This window comes from Streptomyces sp. R41 (genome assembly GCF_041053055.1).
In the GTDB taxonomy this organism is placed as follows: Bacteria; Actinomycetota; Actinomycetes; order Streptomycetales; family Streptomycetaceae; genus Streptomyces.
On record NZ_CP163443.1, the window covers coordinates 4,258,281 to 4,277,863 of the forward strand.

General features: G+C 66.9%; 20 protein-coding genes and 1 pseudogene. 6 read left to right on the plus strand and 15 right to left on the minus strand.

Annotation, left to right across the window (positions count from 1 at the left end):
• Positions 1–29: 29 nt before the first annotated feature.
• Together AB5J53_RS19595 and AB5J53_RS19600 are read right to left on the minus strand one after the other, a co-directional pair.
• Positions 30–1,412, minus strand: coding sequence for a nitrate/nitrite transporter (locus AB5J53_RS19595; RefSeq protein ID WP_369246953.1), 1,383 nt, complete (start codon positions 1,410–1,412; stop codon positions 30–32).
• Positions 1,413–1,588: 176 nt separating this feature from the next.
• The gene (locus AB5J53_RS19600) at positions 1,589–2,632 is read right to left on the minus strand and encodes a hypothetical protein (RefSeq protein ID WP_369246954.1); all 1,044 of its coding nucleotides are present in this window, start codon (positions 2,630–2,632) and stop codon (positions 1,589–1,591) included.
• Between the two features lie 759 nt (positions 2,633–3,391).
• Between AB5J53_RS19600 and AB5J53_RS19605 the strand changes: the two genes are divergently transcribed.
• From AB5J53_RS19605 to AB5J53_RS19615, 3 genes are all read left to right on the plus strand, one after another.
• Positions 3,392–5,623 (plus strand): glycoside hydrolase domain-containing protein, encoded by a 2,232-nt coding sequence (locus AB5J53_RS19605; protein ID WP_369246955.1) that lies wholly within the window; start codon positions 3,392–3,394, stop codon positions 5,621–5,623.
• A 68-nt stretch (positions 5,624–5,691) separates the two neighbouring features.
• On the plus strand, positions 5,692–6,168 hold the full coding sequence (locus AB5J53_RS19610) for a hypothetical protein (RefSeq protein WP_369246956.1): 477 nt from the start codon (positions 5,692–5,694) through the stop codon (positions 6,166–6,168).
• A gap of 38 nt (positions 6,169–6,206) precedes the next feature.
• Complete coding sequence (locus tag AB5J53_RS19615; RefSeq protein WP_369246957.1) at positions 6,207–6,923, plus strand: hypothetical protein; 717 nt, start codon at positions 6,207–6,209, stop codon at positions 6,921–6,923.
• 312 nt (positions 6,924–7,235) lie between these two features.
• On the opposite strand, the gene AB5J53_RS19620 is transcribed toward AB5J53_RS19615, so the two are convergent.
• Positions 7,236–8,783 carry a hypothetical protein gene (locus tag AB5J53_RS19620; protein ID WP_369246958.1) on the minus strand — a complete coding sequence of 516 codons (1,548 nt, stop codon included), beginning with the start codon at positions 8,781–8,783 and terminating at the stop codon, positions 7,236–7,238.
• On the opposite strand from AB5J53_RS19620, the pseudogene AB5J53_RS19625 reads away from it, so the two are divergent.
• Positions 8,773–8,886 (plus strand): annotated as a pseudogene (locus tag AB5J53_RS19625) (transcriptional regulator); the annotation flags it as partial. The gene AB5J53_RS19620 and the pseudogene AB5J53_RS19625 overlap by 11 nt on opposite strands.
• A gap of 407 nt (positions 8,887–9,293) precedes the next feature.
• On the opposite strand, the gene AB5J53_RS19630 reads toward AB5J53_RS19625, so the two are convergent.
• The 8 genes from AB5J53_RS19630 to AB5J53_RS19665 form a co-directional block, all read right to left on the minus strand.
• On the minus strand, positions 9,294–9,587 hold the full coding sequence (locus AB5J53_RS19630) for a hypothetical protein (RefSeq protein ID WP_369246959.1): 294 nt from the start codon (positions 9,585–9,587) through the stop codon (positions 9,294–9,296).
• A gap of 89 nt (positions 9,588–9,676) precedes the next feature.
• Complete coding sequence (locus AB5J53_RS19635) at positions 9,677–10,366, minus strand: hypothetical protein (RefSeq protein WP_369246960.1); 690 nt, start codon at positions 10,364–10,366, stop codon at positions 9,677–9,679.
• A 20-nt stretch (positions 10,367–10,386) separates the two neighbouring features.
• Complete coding sequence (locus AB5J53_RS19640) at positions 10,387–11,007, minus strand: hypothetical protein (protein ID WP_369246961.1); 621 nt, start codon at positions 11,005–11,007, stop codon at positions 10,387–10,389.
• 88 nt (positions 11,008–11,095) lie between these two features.
• Positions 11,096–12,283, minus strand: a complete 1,188-nt coding sequence (locus AB5J53_RS19645; protein WP_369246962.1) for a putative T7SS-secreted protein — start codon at positions 12,281–12,283, stop codon at positions 11,096–11,098.
• Positions 12,284–12,432: 149 nt separating this feature from the next.
• On the minus strand, positions 12,433–12,756 hold the full coding sequence (locus tag AB5J53_RS19650; protein ID WP_369246963.1) for a hypothetical protein: 324 nt from the start codon (positions 12,754–12,756) through the stop codon (positions 12,433–12,435).
• Positions 12,757–12,884: 128 nt separating this feature from the next.
• Complete coding sequence (locus AB5J53_RS19655) at positions 12,885–13,922, minus strand: hypothetical protein (protein WP_369252336.1); 1,038 nt, start codon at positions 13,920–13,922, stop codon at positions 12,885–12,887.
• Positions 13,919–14,578, minus strand: coding sequence for a hypothetical protein (locus AB5J53_RS19660; RefSeq protein ID WP_369246964.1), 660 nt, complete (start codon positions 14,576–14,578; stop codon positions 13,919–13,921). The genes AB5J53_RS19655 and AB5J53_RS19660 overlap by 4 nt, the downstream gene beginning before the upstream one ends.
• A 687-nt stretch (positions 14,579–15,265) precedes the next feature.
• Complete coding sequence (locus AB5J53_RS19665; protein WP_369246965.1) at positions 15,266–15,553, minus strand: ATP-binding protein; 288 nt, start codon at positions 15,551–15,553, stop codon at positions 15,266–15,268.
• Here AB5J53_RS19665 and AB5J53_RS19670 point away from each other — a divergent pair.
• Complete coding sequence (locus tag AB5J53_RS19670) at positions 15,552–15,872, plus strand: Scr1 family TA system antitoxin-like transcriptional regulator (RefSeq protein ID WP_369246966.1); 321 nt, start codon at positions 15,552–15,554, stop codon at positions 15,870–15,872. The two genes, AB5J53_RS19665 and AB5J53_RS19670, sit on opposite strands and share 2 nt — an antisense overlap.
• 12 nt (positions 15,873–15,884) lie before the next feature.
• Entirely contained in the window at positions 15,885–16,079 is a 195-nt protein-coding gene (locus AB5J53_RS19675; RefSeq protein ID WP_369246967.1) for a DUF397 domain-containing protein, read from the plus strand.
• A gap of 447 nt (positions 16,080–16,526) precedes the next feature.
• Here the strand turns inward: AB5J53_RS19675 and AB5J53_RS19680 are convergent, their stop codons facing one another.
• Genes AB5J53_RS19680 through AB5J53_RS19695 form a run of 4 tightly spaced genes read right to left on the minus strand, consistent with a single transcriptional unit; the run spans position 16,527 to position 19,564 of the window.
• The gene (locus AB5J53_RS19680; protein WP_369246968.1) at positions 16,527–17,195 is read right to left on the minus strand and encodes a hypothetical protein; all 669 of its coding nucleotides are present in this window, start codon (positions 17,193–17,195) and stop codon (positions 16,527–16,529) included.
• A gap of 1 nt (position 17,196) precedes the next feature.
• Positions 17,197–17,865: a hypothetical protein gene (locus AB5J53_RS19685; RefSeq protein WP_369246969.1), complete on the minus strand. Its 669-nt coding sequence runs from the start codon at positions 17,863–17,865 to the stop codon at positions 17,197–17,199.
• The gene (locus AB5J53_RS19690) at positions 17,862–19,223 is read right to left on the minus strand and encodes a hypothetical protein (RefSeq protein WP_369246970.1); all 1,362 of its coding nucleotides are present in this window, start codon (positions 19,221–19,223) and stop codon (positions 17,862–17,864) included. Before AB5J53_RS19690 ends, AB5J53_RS19685 begins: the two co-directional genes overlap by 4 nt.
• Positions 19,220–19,564, minus strand: a complete 345-nt coding sequence (locus AB5J53_RS19695; RefSeq protein WP_369246971.1) for a hypothetical protein — start codon at positions 19,562–19,564, stop codon at positions 19,220–19,222. The genes AB5J53_RS19690 and AB5J53_RS19695 overlap by 4 nt, the downstream gene beginning before the upstream one ends.
• Between the last annotated feature and the right edge of the window lie 19 nt (positions 19,565–19,583).

Below are 19,583 nucleotides of genomic sequence, written 5' to 3' on the forward strand. Positions count from 1 at the left end.
CGGATCAGCTGGATGTCGCTGGCGTTACGTCACACCTCGGCGTAGCTGAGCTGGGGCTTCGTCTCCTTGGCTGCTGTGACCGGGGTCTCGGCGGCGGCCGGGCGGCGAAGGTATACGGCCCAAGTGACCGCGAAGCAGGCCGCGTAGAAGGCGAGGAAGGCGACGAAGGCGCCGGTGCCGGAGCCCACGCTCAGGAACGACTGCCGGAAGGCGAGGTTGATCCCCAGCCCGCCGAGCGCACCCACGGCTCCGATGAGCCCCATGGAGGCGCCGGACAGCCGCCGCCCGTAGGCGGCCGCCTCCTCACCGGTGAGCCCCTTGGCGACGGCCTTCGCCTGGAAGATCCCGGGGATCATCTTGTACGTCGACCCGTTGCCGAGCCCGGTCAGTACGAACAGCACGATGAACGCGGTGGTGAACAGGGGCAGCGACTTCTGCATGGAGGCCATCACGATGACGCCGGTCGCGGCGGCCATCCCGACGAAGTTCCACAGCGTGATCTTCGCGCCGCCGTAGCGGTCGGCGAGCCAGCCGCCCACGGGCCGGATCAGCGAGCCGAGCAGCGGTCCGATGAAGGTGACGTACGCGGACTGCAGCGGCGTACGGCCGAACTGCGTCTGCAGGACCAGCCCGAACGCGAAGCTGTATCCGATGAACGACCCGAACGTCCCGATGTAGAGGAAGGACATGATCCAGGTGTGGGCGTCCTTGACGGCCTCCTTGGCGGCGCCGGTGTCGTTCTTCACGGACGAGATGTTGTCCATGTAGAGCGCGCCGAGGACGGCGGCGATCACGATGAGCGGGATGTAGATGCCCAGCAGGACCCTCGGTCCGCCGCTGGCGCCGATGACCGCGAGGCCGACGAGCTGCACGACCGGGACGCCGATGTTGCCGCCGCCCGCGTTGAGGCCGAGTGCCCACCCCTTCTTCCTGAGCGGGAAGAAGGAGTTGATGTTGGTCATGGAGGAGGCGAAGTTGCCGCCGCCGACGCCGGCGAGCATCGCGCAGACCAGGAAGGTCCCGAACGACGTACCCGGCTTCATCACGATGAACGCGGCGATGGTGGGGATGAGCAGCATGCTCGCCGAGACGATGGTCCAGTTCCGGCCACCGAAGCGGGCGACCGCGAAGGTGTACGGCACCCGGACGACGGCGCCGACCAGCGTCGCCATCGACACGATGAAGAACTTGTCGGCGGGGGTGAGCCCGTACTCGGGGCCCATGAAGAGCACCATCACGGACCACAGGGTCCAGATCGAGAATCCGATGTGCTCGGACAGCACGGAGAAGAACAGATTCCGCCGGGCGACCTTCTCCCCGGTCTCCTGCCAGAAGGCCTCGTCCTCTGGATCCCACTCCTCGATCCAGTGGCCTCCCCTGCTCCGTGCGGGGGCTGTACTAGGGGCTGTCATGACGCCTCCACGGTTCTCCGGTGCGGTGCTCGTGTCATTCCTGGGCTTGCCTGGGGATGACACCCGAAGGTAGGGAGGGCGCGTTTCCGGCCTGTGGCTGTGGGTGACCGGAAGGGAACGTTGCTCTCACTCGGGCGCGGGGGCGGCGGTGAGGGCGGGGATCGTCGTCTCGGTACTCAGTGCTGTGGGGGGACGGGGTGGGGGTGGGGCTGGGCGTAGGGGCCGGGGGTCGGCTGGTTGTGGTTCGGCGGGGTGGGGGGCTGGGGCTGGCTGTACGGGGTGGGGGGTTGGGGCTGGCCGTACGGGTCGGGGGCCTGCGGCTGGCCGTACGGGTCGGGGGCCTGCGGCTGGCCGTACGGGCCCGGGGCCTGCGGCTGGCCGTACGGGCCCGGGGCCTGCGGCTGGCCGTACGGGCCCGGGGCCTGCGGCTGGCTGTAGGGGCCGGGGGCCGGCTGCTGACCGTATGGGGTCGTTGCCTGCGGCTGACCGTACAGACCCGGGGTCGGCTGCTGGCCGTACTGGCCGGGCGCCTGCTGCTGGCCGTACTGGCCGGGCGCCTGCTGCTGGCCGTACGGACCAAGCTGCGCCTGCGGAGGGTATGGCCCTGGTCCGGCGACTTGCTGCGCGTACGGCGTCGGCGGCAGATACCGCACCCGGCCGCCCTCCTCCGTGACGGGCACGAACCCGGCGGCCTGCAACCGCGCAGCAAACTTGGCGTTGCGTTTGCGCGTGACGACGAAGCCGATGCCGAAGACGGCCATGAGCACCGCCCACAGAACGCCCGCCACGGTGTAGGCGACGGAATCCCCACCGGTCCGGACCGCCAGGACGACGCAGCCGACGGTGACGCCGACAACCCCGTACAGCATCCGCTTCTCGGCGTTCTTGCCGGTGAGGTCGAAGTTGATGCGAGCCTTGAGGAGTTCCAGCGCGTCGGGAATGACGGGCGGCAGCGACTGCCCATCCCCGGCCTGCGGATACTGCGCCCAGTTCTGCGCGGCCCGCGCCTGAGCCTGCGGGCTGGGATCGGGCACGATGAGCATGGTGAGCGCGTTGTTCCGCCCGCTTCCCTGCCGCACATCGGCGTACTCGTACCCGAACTGCTGGGCGATGAAGGCGAGTCGGGCCAGCTTCTTCACCGAGGCCATGGGACTCGTGAGCTGAACCGCCTCCCCCGCGGCCATCAACTGGAACATCTTCCGAATCTGCCGCTTGCTCATAGCGCCCCCAACTCCCCACCGGGCTCACCGGTTCACATCCGCAACCGGCCCAGCCTTTCACGCGCCCGATCCGCCAAGAACGGCAAGGCAACCTGGTTTACCGGCCCTTGACCGCGCTTTGACGGAAACCGGCGAGACCAAGCCAATTCCGCGCAGGGAACGAGCCGTTGGATGCGCATGGGTGAGACCTCAACCATCCCCTTTCTTCACTGGAAACACACAGGTCCCAGGCGGATCCACACGACCCTCGGGCCGCTCCGAACGGCCCCGGGTCACCGCCCTCGCGATCCGGCCACGCCCCGCACCACTCTTGCTCCGCGCTCCGCCCCCATGCCTATGGTGATCGCCGCGCAACGGTGGCCCTGACCAGGCCTCCCGGACGCGCCGACCGACACCGGGGGAACCATGGGGGGAACCATGTTCACGGGGGATCGCGCCTCACGCGCCGCATCATTCGCACGCGCCTCACGGACGGAACAACTCGTACGCGCCGCACAAGTCGCACGCGCCTCATCGGCCGTGCATGACGTGCGTGTCTCAGCCGTACGTGACGTCCACGCCTCTGCCGTGCGTGACGTGCGTGACGTGCACGACGCGTATGCCTCGCGCGCCTGATCGGTCTCACCACTTCCGTCACACCACGCCCCGGCGCCAGACGCCTCTATCGGCGGAGCGGAACGCCCTCAAGTCCGGTGCTCCGCCGTGCCGTTGCCCTGCGCCGCCCGCCGTACGCGATCGCCGAAGGAGAACCCGCGCCCCATGGCCGACGAGATGGTCCGGAGAGCTCAGCAGTTCGTCAACCGCACGTACCCCAACATGCTCGGCATCCCCGCGCTGGACGAGAACGGCCAGACCGGCTGGACGACGATGTTCGCGCTGACCCGCGCGCTCCAGTACGAGCTCGGCATCTCGAGCCTGTCGGACACGTTCGGCCCCACCACCCTGTCGACGCTCGCCTCGAAGTTCCCGAAGCTGAACGCCTCGACGACCCCCTCGGCGAACTTCGCCCGCATCATCCAGTCCGCCCTGTACTGCAAGGGCTACGACGGCGGTGACATCGACGGGAAGTACAACTCCCGCGTCGCGTCCTCGGTGGCCAAGCTGAAGACGGACATGGGCGTCGACGGCGCGTTCCCCGGCGGCGACCTGGTGCCCAAGGTGTTCAAGGGCCTGCTGAACATGGACGCCTATGTCACCGTGAACTCCGGGTCCGAAGGGATCCGCAGTGTGCAGCGGTGGCTGAACGGCCGTTATGTGAACCGCGCGGACTTCTTCGTCATCCCGTGCGACGGCCACAACTCCCGTGATGTGTCCAAGTCCATGCTGTACGCCATCCAGTACGAGCTCGGCATGGCCGACGGAACCGCGAACGGCGTCTTCGGTCCCGGCACGAAGTCCGGCCTCAAGTCGCACACGGTCTCGACGGGTTCGACGGGCACCTGGGTCTCCCTCTTCTCCGCCGCGATGATCCTCAACCAGCGGCCGGTCTCCTTCTCCTCCAGCTTCTCCTCCTCCCTGGCCGACGCGGTCAGGACGTTCCAGTCGTTCGCCAAGCTCGCGGTGAACGGCAGCGGCGACTTCCAGACCTGGGCCTCGCTCCTCGTCAGTTACGGCGACCAGGACCGCAAGGGCGAGGCGTGCGACGGCGTCACGAAGATCACCGCGGCGCGGGCGGCGGCCCTGAAGGCGGACGGCATCAAGTACGTCGGCCGCTATCTCACCAACCCCAGCACGACCTCACTGCCCGAGAAGGCGATCCAACCGGGCGAACTCCAGACGATCGCCACGAGCGGCCTGCGCTGCTTCCCGATCTACCAGACCTTCGGCCGCGACGCCTCCGGCTTCACCTACCCCGCCGGGCGGGCCGCCGGCTACGCCGCCATCAACGCGGCGCTGGACCACGGGTTCAAGCCGGGTGCCCGGATCTTCTTCGCGGTCGACTTCGACGCCCTCGACGCCGATGTCACCAGCAACGTCCTGCCCCACTTCAAGGGCATCGAGGACTCGATGGCGGATGCCGGGAACCCGTTCAAGGTCGGTGTGTACGGTCCGCGCAACGTGTGTACGCGGGTTGCCGAGGCCGGCCACTCCTCGGCCTCGTTCGTCTCCGACATGTCGTCCGGGTTCTCGGGGAACTACGGCTACCCGCTACCGGCCGACTGGGCCTACGACCAGATCGTCACGCGCACCGTCGGCTCCGGCGACGGGAAGATCGAGATCGACAACAACATCGCCTCCGGCCGCGACATCGGCGAGAACTCCTTCAACAAGCCGCGCGGGGTCCTCCCGGACGTCCGCTTCCTCGGCGGCTACCTGAACGCGCTGCACGACGACATCGGCAAGTACATGCAGTCGATCGGCTTCCCGAACGACGGCGGCAACCGCATCTTCAGCCACACCGAGTGCTTCGAGACAGTCCTCGCCCATGACGACGTGGTCACCGCGCAGTCGAACCGCTACAACATGCGCAAGGCGCTGATCCAGACGTCCGCGTACTGGGAGATGCGCCACTACGACATCATCGACCAGGCCGTGGACGCCGCCGTCGTCTACTACCACACTGGCGTCGGCGGCGGCATGACCCCGAAGCGGGACTCGTCCACGGGTATCGCCCAGATCAGCGGCGAGGTCGGCATCCGTGCCTGGAACCACTGCATCACCAAGGGCTATGTCTCCGGCACGATCCTCGACCCCGCCAAGGACGCCGACATCTGGACGATGTGGCAGAAGGTCAACAAGGACAACGCGTACGCCCTGCAGACCGTGTCCCTGATCCACCTGTGGGACGCGGAGGGCAAGCCCGGGGGCCAGAACCCGCCCGCCGGCGAGACCACCCTGCGCTCCATGCGCCTGGACTACACCGAGTCGGAGATCTTCCAGGTCCTGCGCCGCTACCAGGGCTGGGGCACGGAGGCGGAGGAGCACGCGACCAAGCGGATGGCGCTCTACCAGATCTTCGAGAAGTACAACGGCATCGTCCGGAACCTGTAGCCCCGGGGACAACCCACGAGGGAAGCCCCACGAGGAAGCCCCATGAGAAAGACCCGTGAGGAAGTCGCATGAGTGACGACCAGCCCAACGTCATCGCCCTCCTGCTGATCGGCCTCGTCGGCCTGGCCATCGCCGGCGGGTTCGCCGTGTTCGGCTTCACCACGCTCGCCCGGCACGGCGTCAGGCGCGCGGAGAGGGAGGCCTTGCTCCGCGGCTTCGCGGGCCTGGCCGCCGCGGCGGCGGCCGCCATGTACGTCTGGGGCGCCCTCCACCTCGTCAAGGACGAGTCGATGACGACCGACGCGTGCCGCGCCGCGGTGGGCCGGGCACACGCCGCCGACATCACCGGCGCCGACGTCTCCTACCTCCCGCTGCACCTGAACTGCCATGTCAGAGGTGCCGGTACGTACGCCGCCGCCGTACCGGACTACGTCAACCCCGCCGCCCTGGGGCTGGCCCTGACCGCCGTGGCGCTCGGAGTCTTCGCGGCGTTCGCGTCGGAGCTCCGCGCCAGAGACAACTTCAGGAAAGAGAAGGCAAGTTGAACAAGCCACAGCACACTCCTCACGTATCCCGGCGTACGGTGCTCACCCGCACAGCGGTGATCACGGGCGCCGCGATCGCCGCCTCGCTCCCCGCCTCGCAGTTCCTGGCGAGCCCGGCGTACGCGGCCGCGGTCGGAAAGGACCCGGGCCCCGGCACGAACCCGCTCTCCAAGAAGGTGCGGGAGGCCGTCCGCCGGGCGGAGGCCCGCGCCAGACGGGTGATGACGGGCAAGCCGTCCCGCAACGGCTGGGAGATGGAACGCGTCGCCGACGACGGCGGCACCATCTTCACCCGCCCCGTCCCCGGCACCCCGCTCACCGGCAGCGCGGGCATCGCGGTCCGCATGGGCGACGTAGAGACCGTCCTCGTCCACGTCGTACGCCGCTTCCACTACGAGCTCGAGGAACTCCGCAAGGGTGACGTCATCGGATGGCGGTCCCCCGGCACGGTCCGCAAGGGCCTCCCGGAGTCCAACCAGGCCTCCGGCACGGCAGTGCAGATCCGCCCCGGCGCCTACCCCGCCGGCACCCGCGGCGGCTTCTTCCCCCAGCAACAACTGCTGATCCAGGACATCCTCTCCGAGCTCGACGGCGTAGTCCGCTGGGGCGGCAACGACCACAAGCCCGACGAGTCCCTCTTCTATATCGCCGTACGCCCCGACGACTCCCGCCTGACCCACGCGGCGAACCGCATCCGCCGCTGGGACGAGACGCCGGGGCGGGGGGCGGGGGTGTTGGCGGATGTGACGAGCTGACGCCGGACGCGGTGAAGGGGGGTCTCCGTCTCAGGGACTGTGAGAAGCGAGGTAGGCACGTGCCCTGGCCAGGCAAACTGTGGAAGCCCGGAATGCGATACCGGAATCCTCGTGGCCCAGGACTACCTCGAAGGCCCCTCCGTCATGAATGGCCAGATGGATCTTCCGCGCCTCGGACGCACCCCACCCGGCCACGTGTAGTCCCTCCAGTACCGGACGTTCCCGGCGCGGGTGATGCGTGTGCCGATGTAGGCGCGGGAGCCGGTGGCTTCGTGTCCGGGATGCGTTGCGGGCCAGTTGGCTTCGGTCTGGTTACCCGCCTCGTCGTATGCGTACGTCTCCGGTCCAGGCGTGAGCGTGCACGGCAGTAACGCGGCCTGCCCCGTCCAGATCGAACCGACGAGTGCCGTTCAGCAGGTCGTCGAGGGCCTGGACGTTGCCGTCGGCCCGGTAGGAGTAGGAGCGCTTCTGGAGGACGCGGGAACCACCAGCGTTTACCGACTGCTCTGTCAGGCGACCGAGTTCGTCGAAGGACTGGGTCTGAGCGAGGTTTTCGCCCACCCGACAAGCCACCTCCCGGCCTGCCTGGTCGTGATCGAAGTCGAGGGTGCGGCCTGGCACGGTGAGCTGCGTGCTCCGACCTGCCCCGTCGTAAGACCAGGTGCTGGTTGCGCCCGTCGGAGTGACACGGGAGGTCCGGCGACCGAGCCTGTCGTAGGTGACGCTCAGCGTGCGGCCGTTGACTGTCTCGGACTGGAGACGGCCGAGGGGGTCGCGGACGAGTATGAGGGTCGCGTCTGGGCCGGTCGCATGGGCGAGTTGGTCCGTGAGGTCGTAGGCGAAGGTGGTGACCTGACCGTCGGCGTCCTTGCGAAGGACCCGACCAAGCGCGTTCCGTTCGTAACGGACAGTCTGGCCCAGGGCGTTGGTGTGAGAGGTGAGGCGGCCTGCCGCATCGTGCGAGTAGGTCGGTACGCGGTCGTCGAAATCCTTCTCGGCCACCAGACGGCCAGCGGGGTCGTGGCTGTAGGTCCACGTCAGCCCCTGGGGGTTGGTCACCTGGGTGACGCGCAGTTCGCTGTCGTACGCGAAGGTGTAGCGAACGCCGTCCGGTCCGGTGCGGGCGGCAAGCACGTCGAAGGGGGCGTACTCGAAGAGGGAGACGGCGCCCAGCGTGTCAGTGTGACTGGTGCAGTTGCCCTCGCCGTCGTACGTCCACGACTCGCTGCTGCCGTCAGCGTTTGTCCGGTGTGTGATCCTTCCTTCAACGGTCCACCGAGAGTGTGTGACGTTGCCGAGCGGATCCGTTATGGCGATCGGCCGTCCGAAGGCGTCGCGTTCGTAGAGGGTGGTTGACCCGAGGGCATCGATTGCCTCAACCGGGAGACCTGCACCATCGTTGTTCAACCGGGTGACATTGCCGAGGGCGTCTGTGACCGATGTCAGATGTCCCTTGGAGTCGTAGGTGAAGCGGCTTGTGGTCCCGGCAGGGTCGATAACCGCAGTGCGATTACCACGCTCATCGAAGTCCTGGTGCCAGACGGTACCGTCGGGGCTGGTCACCGCTGTGGTCAGGCCGAGGGCGTTGTACATGAAGACGGTCTCGCGGTTGCCCGGCCGGATCACGGATACCAGCCGGCCGCGCTCGTCGTAGCTGTAGCGAGTGGTGTGGCCGAGTGGATCGGTGACGGCGGTCAGCCGGTGACTGGTGTCCCACTCCTGGCGGACGCTGTGGCCGAGCGGGTCGGTCTGGCGGACGAGTCGATACGCGTCGTTGTGCTCGTAGTGAGTTCGCTGTCCCGCCGCGTTGGTGACCGTGGTGGTGTGCGTGCCCGTCGGCGCGGACGACTTCCCGACCACGGGCCAGTCGTTCGACTACGTCGAGGGCCCCGTCCCGCAGCTCGACACGGTCCAGTTGGACTCACACCACGGCGCCTGTGAATTCCTTGACGCGGAGGCACAACGGCTCGAACTGCGGGTACATCGCCAGCGCCTCTGACGGAACCATCCGCCTCCGCGAAAGCGACGAGCCTGACGCCATCGTCGCTACGACCCGCGCCGGCCTCCATGAGCTGATACGAAGCCTCAAGACTCACCCGTTCATGCCAGGCGCCTGATCAATTGGCAGATTTGAGCCACCCGGTCACGCCCCGGTCGCCGAGTCGACAGGGTCCGTCACACTCCCCGGTGGCCCAAAGTTGCCACACGCGCCCGAAAGCAGCCTCAGAAGGCGACGTCTTCGCGGTTCGCTGCGGCGCGGGGCGGGGAGATCCGGCCGTACACGCGGACGACGCCTTTGTCGCATTGGCCTGCGACCTCATCTGTTGGAGGCGGCTGAAGAGAAACCGATCATGATCGTGTTACGAGCTCTTACGCCTGGAGGTAGAGTCGCTCGGCGTCCAGGATCAGCGCGGCCAGCGGGCTGCCGTAGGGCCAGGAGTCGGCGATGACGCGACCGGCGCCACGCACCCGCCGAGGCCTGGGTGGCAGCGGGGAGGACGAAAGCTGCAGCATCATCTGGGTCAACTGATCACGGATTGCGGTCAGTTGACCAGCACTGCTCACGCGCCCATGGCCCGCGGCGTGTCGCTCCAACTCCTCGTCGATTCCCGACAGGGCCTGCTCGGATGCGGCGAGGGCCCTTTGTACGGCTGATTCGGACACTATGGCTCCGGCAAGTCCCTGTCGGGGTTCAATACGTATGTCTGCTCGCTTCGGGCTTTCCTCCCCGCCGGTGGAGCCCTTCTCCGCAATCAACCCGCCACGCTCGTTTCCGGTTCCAGCGGGTTGTCGAAGCTGACGAGTTCCGCAATGTGCCGGAGGATCGCACGGTACTGCTGGCGGCACGCCCCAGCTGTCGTACTCAGGGTGAGAACGACGAGGCGCTTGCAGTCCGGGTGCGGCAGATGGGCGTGGATCTGGAGAAGCGGCGTCTGAGGGAGGCCTCTGCCCGCCTGGGGAATGAGTACGGTCTCGCTGAGGGTGGCCGGGCCGCAGGGGAGTTCGAGGTACTCGATTCCAGTGTGGCCTTCGGCTGAAGTCACAGCGCGGGCGGCGGTGACTGAACGTGGGGCCAACTCTGTGCCGCGCCAGGAAAGGGTGAAGAGGGAGAGCAGGGGCTGACCGTTGCTGCCGCCCGTTTCGTCGATGTCGTCGCGATGCAGGCCGATCGAACAGTGGACCGTGCCGACCTCGCACAGAGCGCCCAGCAATAGCTTCCCCTGTGCCAATTGGGCGATGACCTGCTGGCGCGCCTTCTCGTCGGGCGCCGCGTCAAGAAATGGCGCGAGCACGGCCCGAAGATTGTCGGCGGCCGGAGAGCCGGGCGGGGTGAGCAGGGCGTCGAGGGGGATGGGGGTGAAGCCTTCCGGTTCTGCGAACCAGATGTCGGCGTCTGGGTCCGTGGCCGAGTCGGCGACAACGATGTGGGGGGCCGTGGTCATGGGGTCCTGTCCGGTGCGAGTCAGTACGAGGGCGGTTGCGAGGGCGCCGCGTCGGGAACGTGGGCTCCTGCGCGGCGGGCGCGCTCAAGGGCGGCGGGGCTCGCGTTCCAGCCGGTCGGTTCGATACCGCGGCGGCCCGTGGCCGTGCGCTGGTAGAGGAGGTGCAGCCGCCTGGGGGCGCTGCCGCGGCGGCCGGTGGCGGCGACGACGGCGATGAAGCGAGGGTCGCCGGCGAACCAGAGAGGCTCGATCTGGGCTTTCAGCTCCGGTTTCGTGCGGGTAGTGCCGAAGCGTCGCATCCACCAAAAGGTGCGCATGTTCGCGAGGAAAAGCAGGGGGATCTGTTCCTCGGGCTTCTCCGGGTTGGGGAACTCGAACCACATCTCATCCTGCTCGACCTGGGGGTGCTTGTTCCGGCCGCGGGGGACGCCGGTGAGGAGCTGCCAGGGGTACTGCCAGAGGACACGTTGGATGTAGATGGAGGAACGGAAGTGGGGGAGCTGGATTACGGCGCGGAAGGTGGCGTACACGAGGAGGGGGAGGAAGACCCAGCCGATCCAGCGGGGTGTTGCCACCATGAGAAAGAGGCTTCCGAGCCAGACGGCGACCCAGCCGACCAGTCGCAACACGATCATGATCATGTGCTGGATCCAGGCTCGCCTGGTCGGAGGATGTTCCCAAGCAGTGCGGTAATTGGTCGGATTCATGTGTGAGCTCTCCGTTCGGGGCTCAGAAGACGTGCCGGGCAACATTGACGAGCCCTCCGACGTCCAGGCCAAGCCGTACTCCGTCGATACTCGCCATGGAGCCGTCCTTGATCCCGTCGTCGTCGGTGTCCACCGCGGTCATGACCAGGCCGAAGCCCGCAGTGGCAACACCGACTGAGGCTGATGTGACCTCGGCCGCTCTGGTGATCTGTGCTGCTCGGGCACCTCGAACCGTAAAGCCGAGTAGAGCGTTGTCCAGGTCGGAGATGGCCTTCGCATTTTCCATGGTGCTGCTTCCGAATCGGGCCACTCGCGGTACGAACGTGAGTGCCTCCCCTGTCTCCCCAGTTGCCCGCACGGCAGCCGCAACACCCTTGCCCGCAGCACCGACCCCGGGCAGCATGCCGAGGGCGTCGCCGCCGACCGTAACGAGGTTGCTCCAGAAGTCCGTGTCGAACTCTCCCTTGGTGAATCCGTCCCACAGCGAGGCACGCAGCGTTGGGTCACCAAAAACCCTCATCCCCAACGCCGCTGCGCTAAAAGCTGCAGCGGCGAGCAGCAGAACGGCAGCCGCCGTCCCGCCCGACACCACGAACAGTGCCACCAGCCCGATAACGGCCGCCGCGGTGCTGAGGATGTCCGGAAGGTTCTCGTCGAGCCAGTCGAGTGCCGAGTCGAACCAGCCCGGCTCGTGCGGTGCCAGCTTCTTCGTGGCGTCGCGGATTTTGCGCGCCCGGTGCTGGGCTTGGAGCTCGTGCTCGTCGGCGAGTTTTCGGGCCTTGCCTCGGATCTTTTCCAGTGCTTCCTCGGCGTCGTCCACCGCCGTGTTCGCCTTGGTCAGGGCCTTCTGCGCGTCGTCGTGCCGGGCACCCTTCTTGTCCAGGTCAGGGCTGTTGCCCGCCTTGTTGGCGTGGCCCTTCGCTCGGTTCACGGCGGCCTGGGCGTCCTTCGCGTCCTCTTCGAGTCGCTTCGCTCGACGCTGGAAGTCGTCGAGCTCGCCTTCCCAGCGGTCGAGTTGCTTTGCCGCCTTGCGGATGGAGTGCGCAGCGTTCTTCAGGTTCAAGGGCAGTGTGCCGCCGTCGAGTTGCTCGCGGAAGGCGACGGCGGCGTCGCCCTTCCAGTAGCTGCCGTCCATGAGCTTGGTGACGAGCTCATGCGTCTCTTCAAGGACCTTCGCGCACCCCGTGAGCTTCTTGCGCAGGCCGCTCACCGTCTCGGTACTGCCCGGAACCGGGTTGAAGCCCAGGTGTGGGTAGTCCGGGTTCGGAATGCGCGGGGCGGACTTGAGGCCTTGTGGTTTGTCGCGGTCGGCACGGGACTGCGGGTCGAGGGCCGCTCCTGAATCGCCGGGTGGGTACGTCACTTCGCGGCGCCGCCCTTGCCCTTGGCAACCCTGGACCTACTCAGGGCCTCCTCCAGGGCCTTGTCCACCTCGCGGTAGCTGTCCCTGCTCTTGCCGATGATCTTGGCGAGATCTTCGGTCTGCTCACCGATCTGGTCGGTCCCGTACTTCCAGTCGTCCTGGAAGTCCTCACAGGCGGTGTCGAGATCATCGGTACCCAGGCCCGTGACAGTCGCGTCTTCCAGCGCCTTGCGCAGGCCCCTCAGCGAGTCAGTCGATTTCCTGAGCATCTTCATGAAGTGCGTGAGCTCGTCACCGTCCACGACCAGCCGTTCCGCCATGCGCCCCGTCCCCTCTCCCGGTGCACCCGCACCATGGGGAGGAACGACGTCGGCGATCTTTCGTGGCGCTCGGTGGAGTGCTCCCCTCTTTAGGGGGAGCACTTACCGGACACGGATCGCGACCGCGGTCAGCGGTTGACGGACTGGATCTCCTGCACGATGACGTCCTGGGTGGCCCCGAACGTGCCCTCCGGCAGACGTTGCGCCCTGGCCACCCCGGTGCCCGTCCAGTGGATCTTCCACGTGATGGTGGCCTTGAGCTTGTACGCGCCGTCGCCCGAGGAGCGCAGGTAGCGCACGCCGCAGGGCGGGGTCTCGTCCGACTTGCCCTTGGCGTAGGCCTCGCCGATGTGGCCGCTGTCGAACTCGCAGACGCCGGAGGCGGGGTACGTGGTGGCGTCGTCCGTGCCGGGCTCGATCTTCAGCGCGACCGGTTCTGCCGTGGTCGTCGCATAGACGCCGAGCAGCGGGACACGTGCTGTGACGGACACCGGCTTGAACTTCGCTGTGTCCAGCCACGCCCACGTCGGGAGGTTCACCTTCGTGGTGCCGGCCGGGGCCAGTTCCACCTTCGTCGACGGGACGCGTATCTCGGCGTACGCGAGCTGCGCCAGCATCTCGGGCGTAATCGCCTCGGGAATGTCCGCGGGCGGGGCATCGCCCTTGTCCACCCAGAAGATGGGCTTGTCGCAGTCGAGAGCACCCGGGTCACCCTCGCGCCCCGGGGTGACGTACGAGTCCCACCAATAGCCCTTGTCGGCCTTGTCCTTGTTGAAGTCCTTGTACGGGCTGCCGTTCACGTATTTGTTGCGCTGCTCCAAGTCCCACTGGGACCCGGTCGACTCGGCATTCCAGATCGGCTCCAAGTACTTCTGCAGCTCGTCCGGGGAGTACTTGGGGGCGTAGTAGCACGCGGGCGGAGTCCACGTGGACGACGTGGAAGTCACCGGACCCGTGGACTCACCCGAACCATTCTTCGAACGGTCGAAGACAACGGCTCCAGCCTGTGCGGAAACACCGCCGGCACCGTCGGATTTACCGGATGCGCTGGTATCCGAGCCGTTGGTGCTGCCGCCATGGCCATATCCCGCGTTCGCTTGAGTCGCGCACAGCAGCAGGGCCGTGGAAGCAATGAAGGCGACTGCTCCGGCGTTCCTGTACTTCATCCAGACTGGCATGCGCTGCTCCCCCGCTGCGACGTCAGTTTCTCCGTGATCCAGATGCCTTGCTTGTTGACCCGGAGTCGGCTGTTGTAGAGGACGTAGTTGTCCTTCGACTTCGGAGTCACCTCGGTCTTGCCGGTCTTCAGGTTCTTGTTGTAGGCCTTGTTCTGGTCTTCGCAGTAGACAAAGCCGGCCGTTCCATCAGTGTTGATCTTCACGTTGGCGTTGTAGTAACGCTTTGCTCCGGTGATGCGGTCCTTGTAGTCCACGAACTCCTGGATGAACTTCTGGCTCCCGGCCGCCGCAGTGCCTTCGGAGTAGAAGCGGTACGCCTTGTGCAGCGGGTCCTGCTCAGCGATGGCCATGTCCACGGCCTTGATGAACTGCTCGCTGTCGCTCAGGACCGCGTCCTTGTCCTTGTCGCCCGTCTTCGGCCACTCGAAGGTGTACGTGAGATCCGACGGCAGCTCGATCTTCGGGCGGTCGGCGGCCGCGGAAGCCGAGGCGCTCGGCGACGCCGAAGCCCCATCCCCCGTATCCGCCCCCGCGATCTTGTCGTTGCCCTTCGATCCGCCACCGCCCCCACCGCACGCGGTCAAAAGGAGTGCAGCCATCGCACCGACGGCGGCTGTGGTGAGCAGGCGGGGACGGCGGTTCACGGCAGACTCCTGTGCGGCGTGGGGTTCGGAAGGGCCACGACACGCTATCGGTGACGCGTGTGACGACACCAGAGCGAATTACGTCAACGACAATGACAAATCCGGCATAGGAGCACAGAAGGTGACCAAGCCTGACTCTGCAACCTTCGATCGAGTGACCCAAGCGGTCGGAATCGTGACCGCGTTGGCCCCTGCAAAGCCGTTGCAGGGCCGTCAGCCCCGGCGAGCTCCCATCTTGGCTCCCGGCCGAGCAGCTCTCCCCCGCCCCCGCACCCCACTCGGCCAAAGCCGAGCCCACCGCTTCGCCGCCATGTCCTCAATCCACCCGAACGCGACGATCGTCAAGCCAATCAACGGCCACCAGCACGGACATTCACAGCATGTACGTCGTGTCGAGGGCGGCCACCACCCGGTCGCTCTGCATGCCGAGCGCCGACAGGTCGTCCGACTCCGCCTTGAACTCGCGCAACGGCTTCGCGGTGTGGTGCGACACCTTGCAAAACGCGGTGGGCCCTCTCCAGCGACTCCGCTTCCTTCCTCAGGTCCAACACGCCTGCCTGACCGCGTACTTCACTCTGCGCACATGTCAACCTGTCGACCGCGGTGGGGGTTTATAGGGTGGGCATGGCGGGCGCCAAGGGCAGCCAAAGATCGCCGCTCTGCACTCCCTTGCGGGCCGACATCCGGTCAGGCAGCCCCAGCCGGCGCAGCCCCGGGCCCGCCGACCTCGAACCACAGCAACTTTCCGGCTCCCTTCCCGAGCAGGTCGTCGCCGAGCGGCCAGCCACCCCACGAGTCTGCATATTCCTGTACGAGGAGCAGCCCCCGCCCGCCGCCGGCGTCCTCGCGAGCGGGCCGAACCCTGTCGCCGGGCGGTTTGTCGAAGGGCGCGGGGATGTGCGGGCTGCTGTCCCACACCCCCACCCGTAACCACCCGTCCCCCAATGCCGTCAGCCGCAGGGAGGCGCTCCGCATGGACTTCGGCGGTCCATCCGTCGCCCGCGCTCAGCTCCAGCACCTCATCGAGATGTGCGAACTGGCCCATGTCACCGTCAGGGTGATTCCCTTCGGCGCCGACCACTTCCCCAGCACGGGTCAGTCCTTCGACTACGTCGAAGGGCCCGTCCCGCGGCTCGACACCGTCCAGCTGGACACACACCACGGCGGCTGCGGATTCCTCGACGCGGAGGCACAGTTGAGCAAGTACCGTTCCGTGCTGGATCACATGGAGCCGTGTGCACTCAGCCCCACCGAGTCACACGACTTCCTCCAACGCCTCATCCGGGACATCTGAAAGAGACCAACGGTGCAGACCTTCCACTGGCAGAAGTCCACCTACAGCGGGGACAGCTCGAACTGCGTCTACGTAGCCGCCACGGCCACCGGAACCGTCCACCTCGGCGAGAGCGACGAGCCGCACATCATCCTCACTACGACCCGCGCCCGCCTACACGAGCTGATACGAACCCTGAAGGCGCCCCCTTCCACGCACAGCGCCTGACTATTGGCAACTTTGGGCCAGCCGGTCATCCCCCAGCATCAGGTACGACGGGTGTCGCCACGCTCCCGATGGCCCAAAGTTGCCAATTGCCGACGGGCGGCCTCAGGAAGCGAGTCCGCGACCGGTTCGTCGCGGCACGGGTGGACCCGGCATCTGCCGTCGTCCAGCCGCTCGACGCGGCGGACGGACACCCCGTCCAGGCCGAGCAGCACCGTCGTATCGTTGTCCAAGCCCGTGGCCCCCGCGTGATCGTCTAAAGATCAGACATGATCACGCAAGGCCACGGGCACTTCGCTTCCGGGGCCAGGCTCTCCTCGGCTGAACACGGGCCGTGACGCCCCATCGCGGGAGCCATCCGCACCGCTCAACCGCGAAGACTCCTCAGTCTCCACGGCTTCAGGGCGTTCTCGAAGCGGAACATCTCGGCGAGTCCCTGGCAACCTGGCGCTACGCCTCGGTGTCCGGCGCCACCACGTGCAGTTCCGGTACACGGATGCCTGCGCGACGGGCGCGTTCGACGGCGTCCGGGCCTGCCCCGTGGGCGTGGCCAGGGATACCCCTGTTGTAGCTCGGGCGCTGGCAGATCACGTAGAGGCGGCGGGGGCCCGGGATGGCGATGACGGCAGCGAAGCGGGGGTCGCCGGCGAACCAGATCTCTTGAACCTGAGCCGCCTTCTCAGGCTTGACGCCAGGGCCAAGACGCCGAGCCCAGAAGGTTGCTCGGAGATGGGAGCGCATGACCATGGCGACCCTCCCGGCAGACTGTTCGGGGTCGGGGAACTTCAGCCACACGTCGCCGGGCCCGGCGTCCGGCACCTTGCCGATGCCGCTCTCCGGCCTCTCGTAGACCTGCCAGGGGTACTCCCGCAACAGACGCAGCGCGCGGAGAGCCCAGGTGATGTAGGCAGGTTGAAGAAAGGTCCGGTAGAACGAGTAGAGCATCGGTACGAAGAAGAACCACAGCGTCCAGGTCGGCGAGATCACGTACCACGCCAGCAGGCCAACCCACGCCACCGGCCAGAGGATCTGTCCGAGGATCGCGAACGTGACGAGCTGCGTCCAGGCACGGCGCGTGGCCGGGTCGGCCCAGGCTGTGGAATCTTGCGTGGGAGCCATGTCATTTCTCATCAGGCACATCCAGGAACGGGTTGTCGAAGCTGACCGACTCGGCGATGTCCCGGAGCAGAGCACGGTAGTGTCGCGCACGCCGGACCGCCGTGGTGGCCAATGTGAGGATCGCGATCCGTGCACCGTCGGGGCAGGGAACGTACGCGGTGACCTGAAGCAGATCCCGCTGGCCGAGTCCCGCCTCCGGCGGCGTGGTCAGACGCTCCTGCACAAGTGAGGCCGGGCCGCAGGGAAGGTCCAGAGTCTCGATGTGCTCAGCGTTCGTCTCGCCGCCGGCCGCTGCACGAGCCGCTATGACACTCCGCGGAGCCCAGCTGGTCGCCCGCCACGCGAGTGTGAACAGCGAGAGCAGCAGACTGCCGTCACCTTCGTCGTCCATGTGCAGGCCGAGGGAGCAGTGAATAACTCCGGACTCCAGGAACGCCTGGGCCATCCGCTGGACCGGAGCGAAATCGGTCAGGAGCCGATCCCGAGACTCGGGATCGGGGAGAGCCTCCCACAGCGGACGCACCACATCCCCCGGATTCGCCTCCTCCGGGCCGCTCGCCGCCTCCGCCAGTTCCACGAGCGGAAATGCGACGAAGCCCGCGGGCAGTGCGAACCAGATATCGGCATCCCGGCTCCGCGCTGACTCGTCGATCAGATAGGGAACGCTCACGATGCCGCCCTCGCCCCGAACATGAGGAAGTGAATCGCTCCGACCGCCGCTGGGAGATCTACCCCAAGGGTTCTGGGGCCATCCAGACCACTGGTGATCGCCTTGGCCGCGTCGTTGTCCAGGCTCTCCGCAAGGGTGCCGGCCACGCCGTACAACGCGGTCCCGGCGCCCAGGAGGGTCGCCGGAGCGTCGATCTTCTCCACGATCGGAGCCAGCCGACCACCGAACACCTTCGGATGAGCCAAGATGCTCACGGCGCCTCCGGCTGCGGTGGCCTCCGTCTTGATCGAGGTTCCAACTGCCGCGATCTTCTGCGGCAACGTCAGGACCTCACCACTCGCACGCATGAGCTGTGGCGCCTTGAAGGCTCCCTTGAGTGCCACCCCAAGCGCCGGCACCATACCCAGAAGGTCCCCCGCCACCCCGAGGGCGTTGCTCCAGAAGTCCAGGTCCAACTCACCCTTGGAGAATCCGTCCGCCAGGGACGCCCGAACCTCGGGATCGCTGATCCGCAGACCGAAAGCGGTCGCGCTCAACAGCCCCGCTGCCAGGAACAGCGCCCATGGTGCAATAGCCGTAAGCCCCAGCAGTGCGATCACACCCAACACCGCTGCGCACGCGCTGAGGATGTCGGGCAGGTTGTCGCCCAGCCAGTCGGTGAACTTGTCCCACGCGCCGGGTTCATGCGGCGCCAGCTTCTTCGTCGCGTCGCGGATCTTGGCCGCCCGGTACTGCGCCTTCTGCTCGTGCTCCTCGGCCAGCTTCTTCGCCTTGCCGATGATCTTGTCGAGTTCGGCCTGGGCGTCGTCCACGGCCGTGTTCGCGTGGGTCAACGCCTTCTGGGCGTCGTCCTGCCGGGCGCCCTTCTTGTCCCGGTCGGGGTCGTTCTCCGCCTTGCTCGCTGGGCCCTTCGCCGTGTCGAGCGCGGCCTGTGCGTCCTTCGCGTCGCCTTCGAGCTTCTTGGCACGGCGCTGGAAATCGTCGAGTTCCCCTTCCCAGCGGTCGAGCTGCCGGGCCGCCTTGCGGATGGAGTGCGCGGCGTTCTTCAGGTTCAAGGGGAGGGGGCCGCCGTCCAACTGCTCCCGGAAGGCAACTGCTGCATCACCCTTCCAGTAGCTGCCGTCCAGGAGCTTGGTGACGAGGTCGTAAGCCTCTTCCAGGGTCTTGGCGCAGTTCGCGAGCTTCTTGTGCAGGTCACGAACCGTATCGGTGCGTCCGGGCACAGGATTGAAGCCCAAGTGCGGATAGTCGGGATTCGGGATGGACGGGGAGGACTTCAGCCCCTGGGGAAGATCACCGTTCCGGCGGGCCGCCGAATCGGGAAAAGGGGACGGTTCGACGCCTGGAGTGACAGTCACTTCTTAGCTCCACCCTTACCGTCCTTGGCATTCCTCAGTGCTTCCTCCAGCGCCTTGTCCACCTCGTTGTAGCTGTCCTTGCTTTGCCCGATGATCTTCGCAAGCTCCTCGGTCTGCTCACCGATCTGCTCGGTGCCGTACTTCCAGTCCTCCTGGAAGTCCTCGCACGAGGCGTCCAGATCGTCCGTGCCGAGCCCGGTGACAGTCGCGTCGGCCAGCGCCTTGCGCAGCCCCTTCAGGGAGTCGCTCGACTTGTTGAGCAACTTCATGAAGTGTGCGAGCTCATCGCCGTCGACGACCAGTCGATCCGCCACACCGGTGTCCTCTCCTGCCTCTGGCACGAGTAAGTGACTCTATCCA

Excerpts from the sequence above, each read along its gene's own strand:
- AB5J53_RS19595 (WP_369246953.1), bottom strand. The coding sequence starts at position 1,412 with ATGACAGCCCCTAGTACAGCCCCCGCACGGAGCAGGGGAGGCCACTGG.
- AB5J53_RS19600 (WP_369246954.1), bottom strand. The coding sequence starts at position 2,632 with ATGAGCAAGCGGCAGATTCGGAAGATGTTCCAGTTGATGGCCGCGGGG.
- AB5J53_RS19605 (WP_369246955.1), top strand. The coding sequence starts at position 3,392 with ATGGCCGACGAGATGGTCCGGAGAGCTCAGCAGTTCGTCAACCGCACG.
- AB5J53_RS19610 (WP_369246956.1), top strand. The coding sequence starts at position 5,692 with ATGAGTGACGACCAGCCCAACGTCATCGCCCTCCTGCTGATCGGCCTC.
- AB5J53_RS19635 (WP_369246960.1), bottom strand. The coding sequence starts at position 10,366 with ATGACCACGGCCCCCCACATCGTTGTCGCCGACTCGGCCACGGACCCA.
- AB5J53_RS19640 (WP_369246961.1), bottom strand. The coding sequence starts at position 11,007 with ATGATCATGATCGTGTTGCGACTGGTCGGCTGGGTCGCCGTCTGGCTC.
- AB5J53_RS19650 (WP_369246963.1), bottom strand. The coding sequence starts at position 12,756 with ATGGCGGAACGGCTGGTCGTGGACGGTGACGAGCTCACGCACTTCATG.
- AB5J53_RS19655 (WP_369252336.1), bottom strand. The coding sequence starts at position 13,922 with ATGAAGTACAGGAACGCCGGAGCAGTCGCCTTCATTGCTTCCACGGCC.
- AB5J53_RS19670 (WP_369246966.1), top strand. The coding sequence starts at position 15,552 with ATGGACTTCGGCGGTCCATCCGTCGCCCGCGCTCAGCTCCAGCACCTC.
- AB5J53_RS19665 (WP_369246965.1), bottom strand. The coding sequence starts at position 15,553 with ATGCGGAGCGCCTCCCTGCGGCTGACGGCATTGGGGGACGGGTGGTTA.
- AB5J53_RS19680 (WP_369246968.1), bottom strand. The coding sequence starts at position 17,195 with ATGGCTCCCACGCAAGATTCCACAGCCTGGGCCGACCCGGCCACGCGC.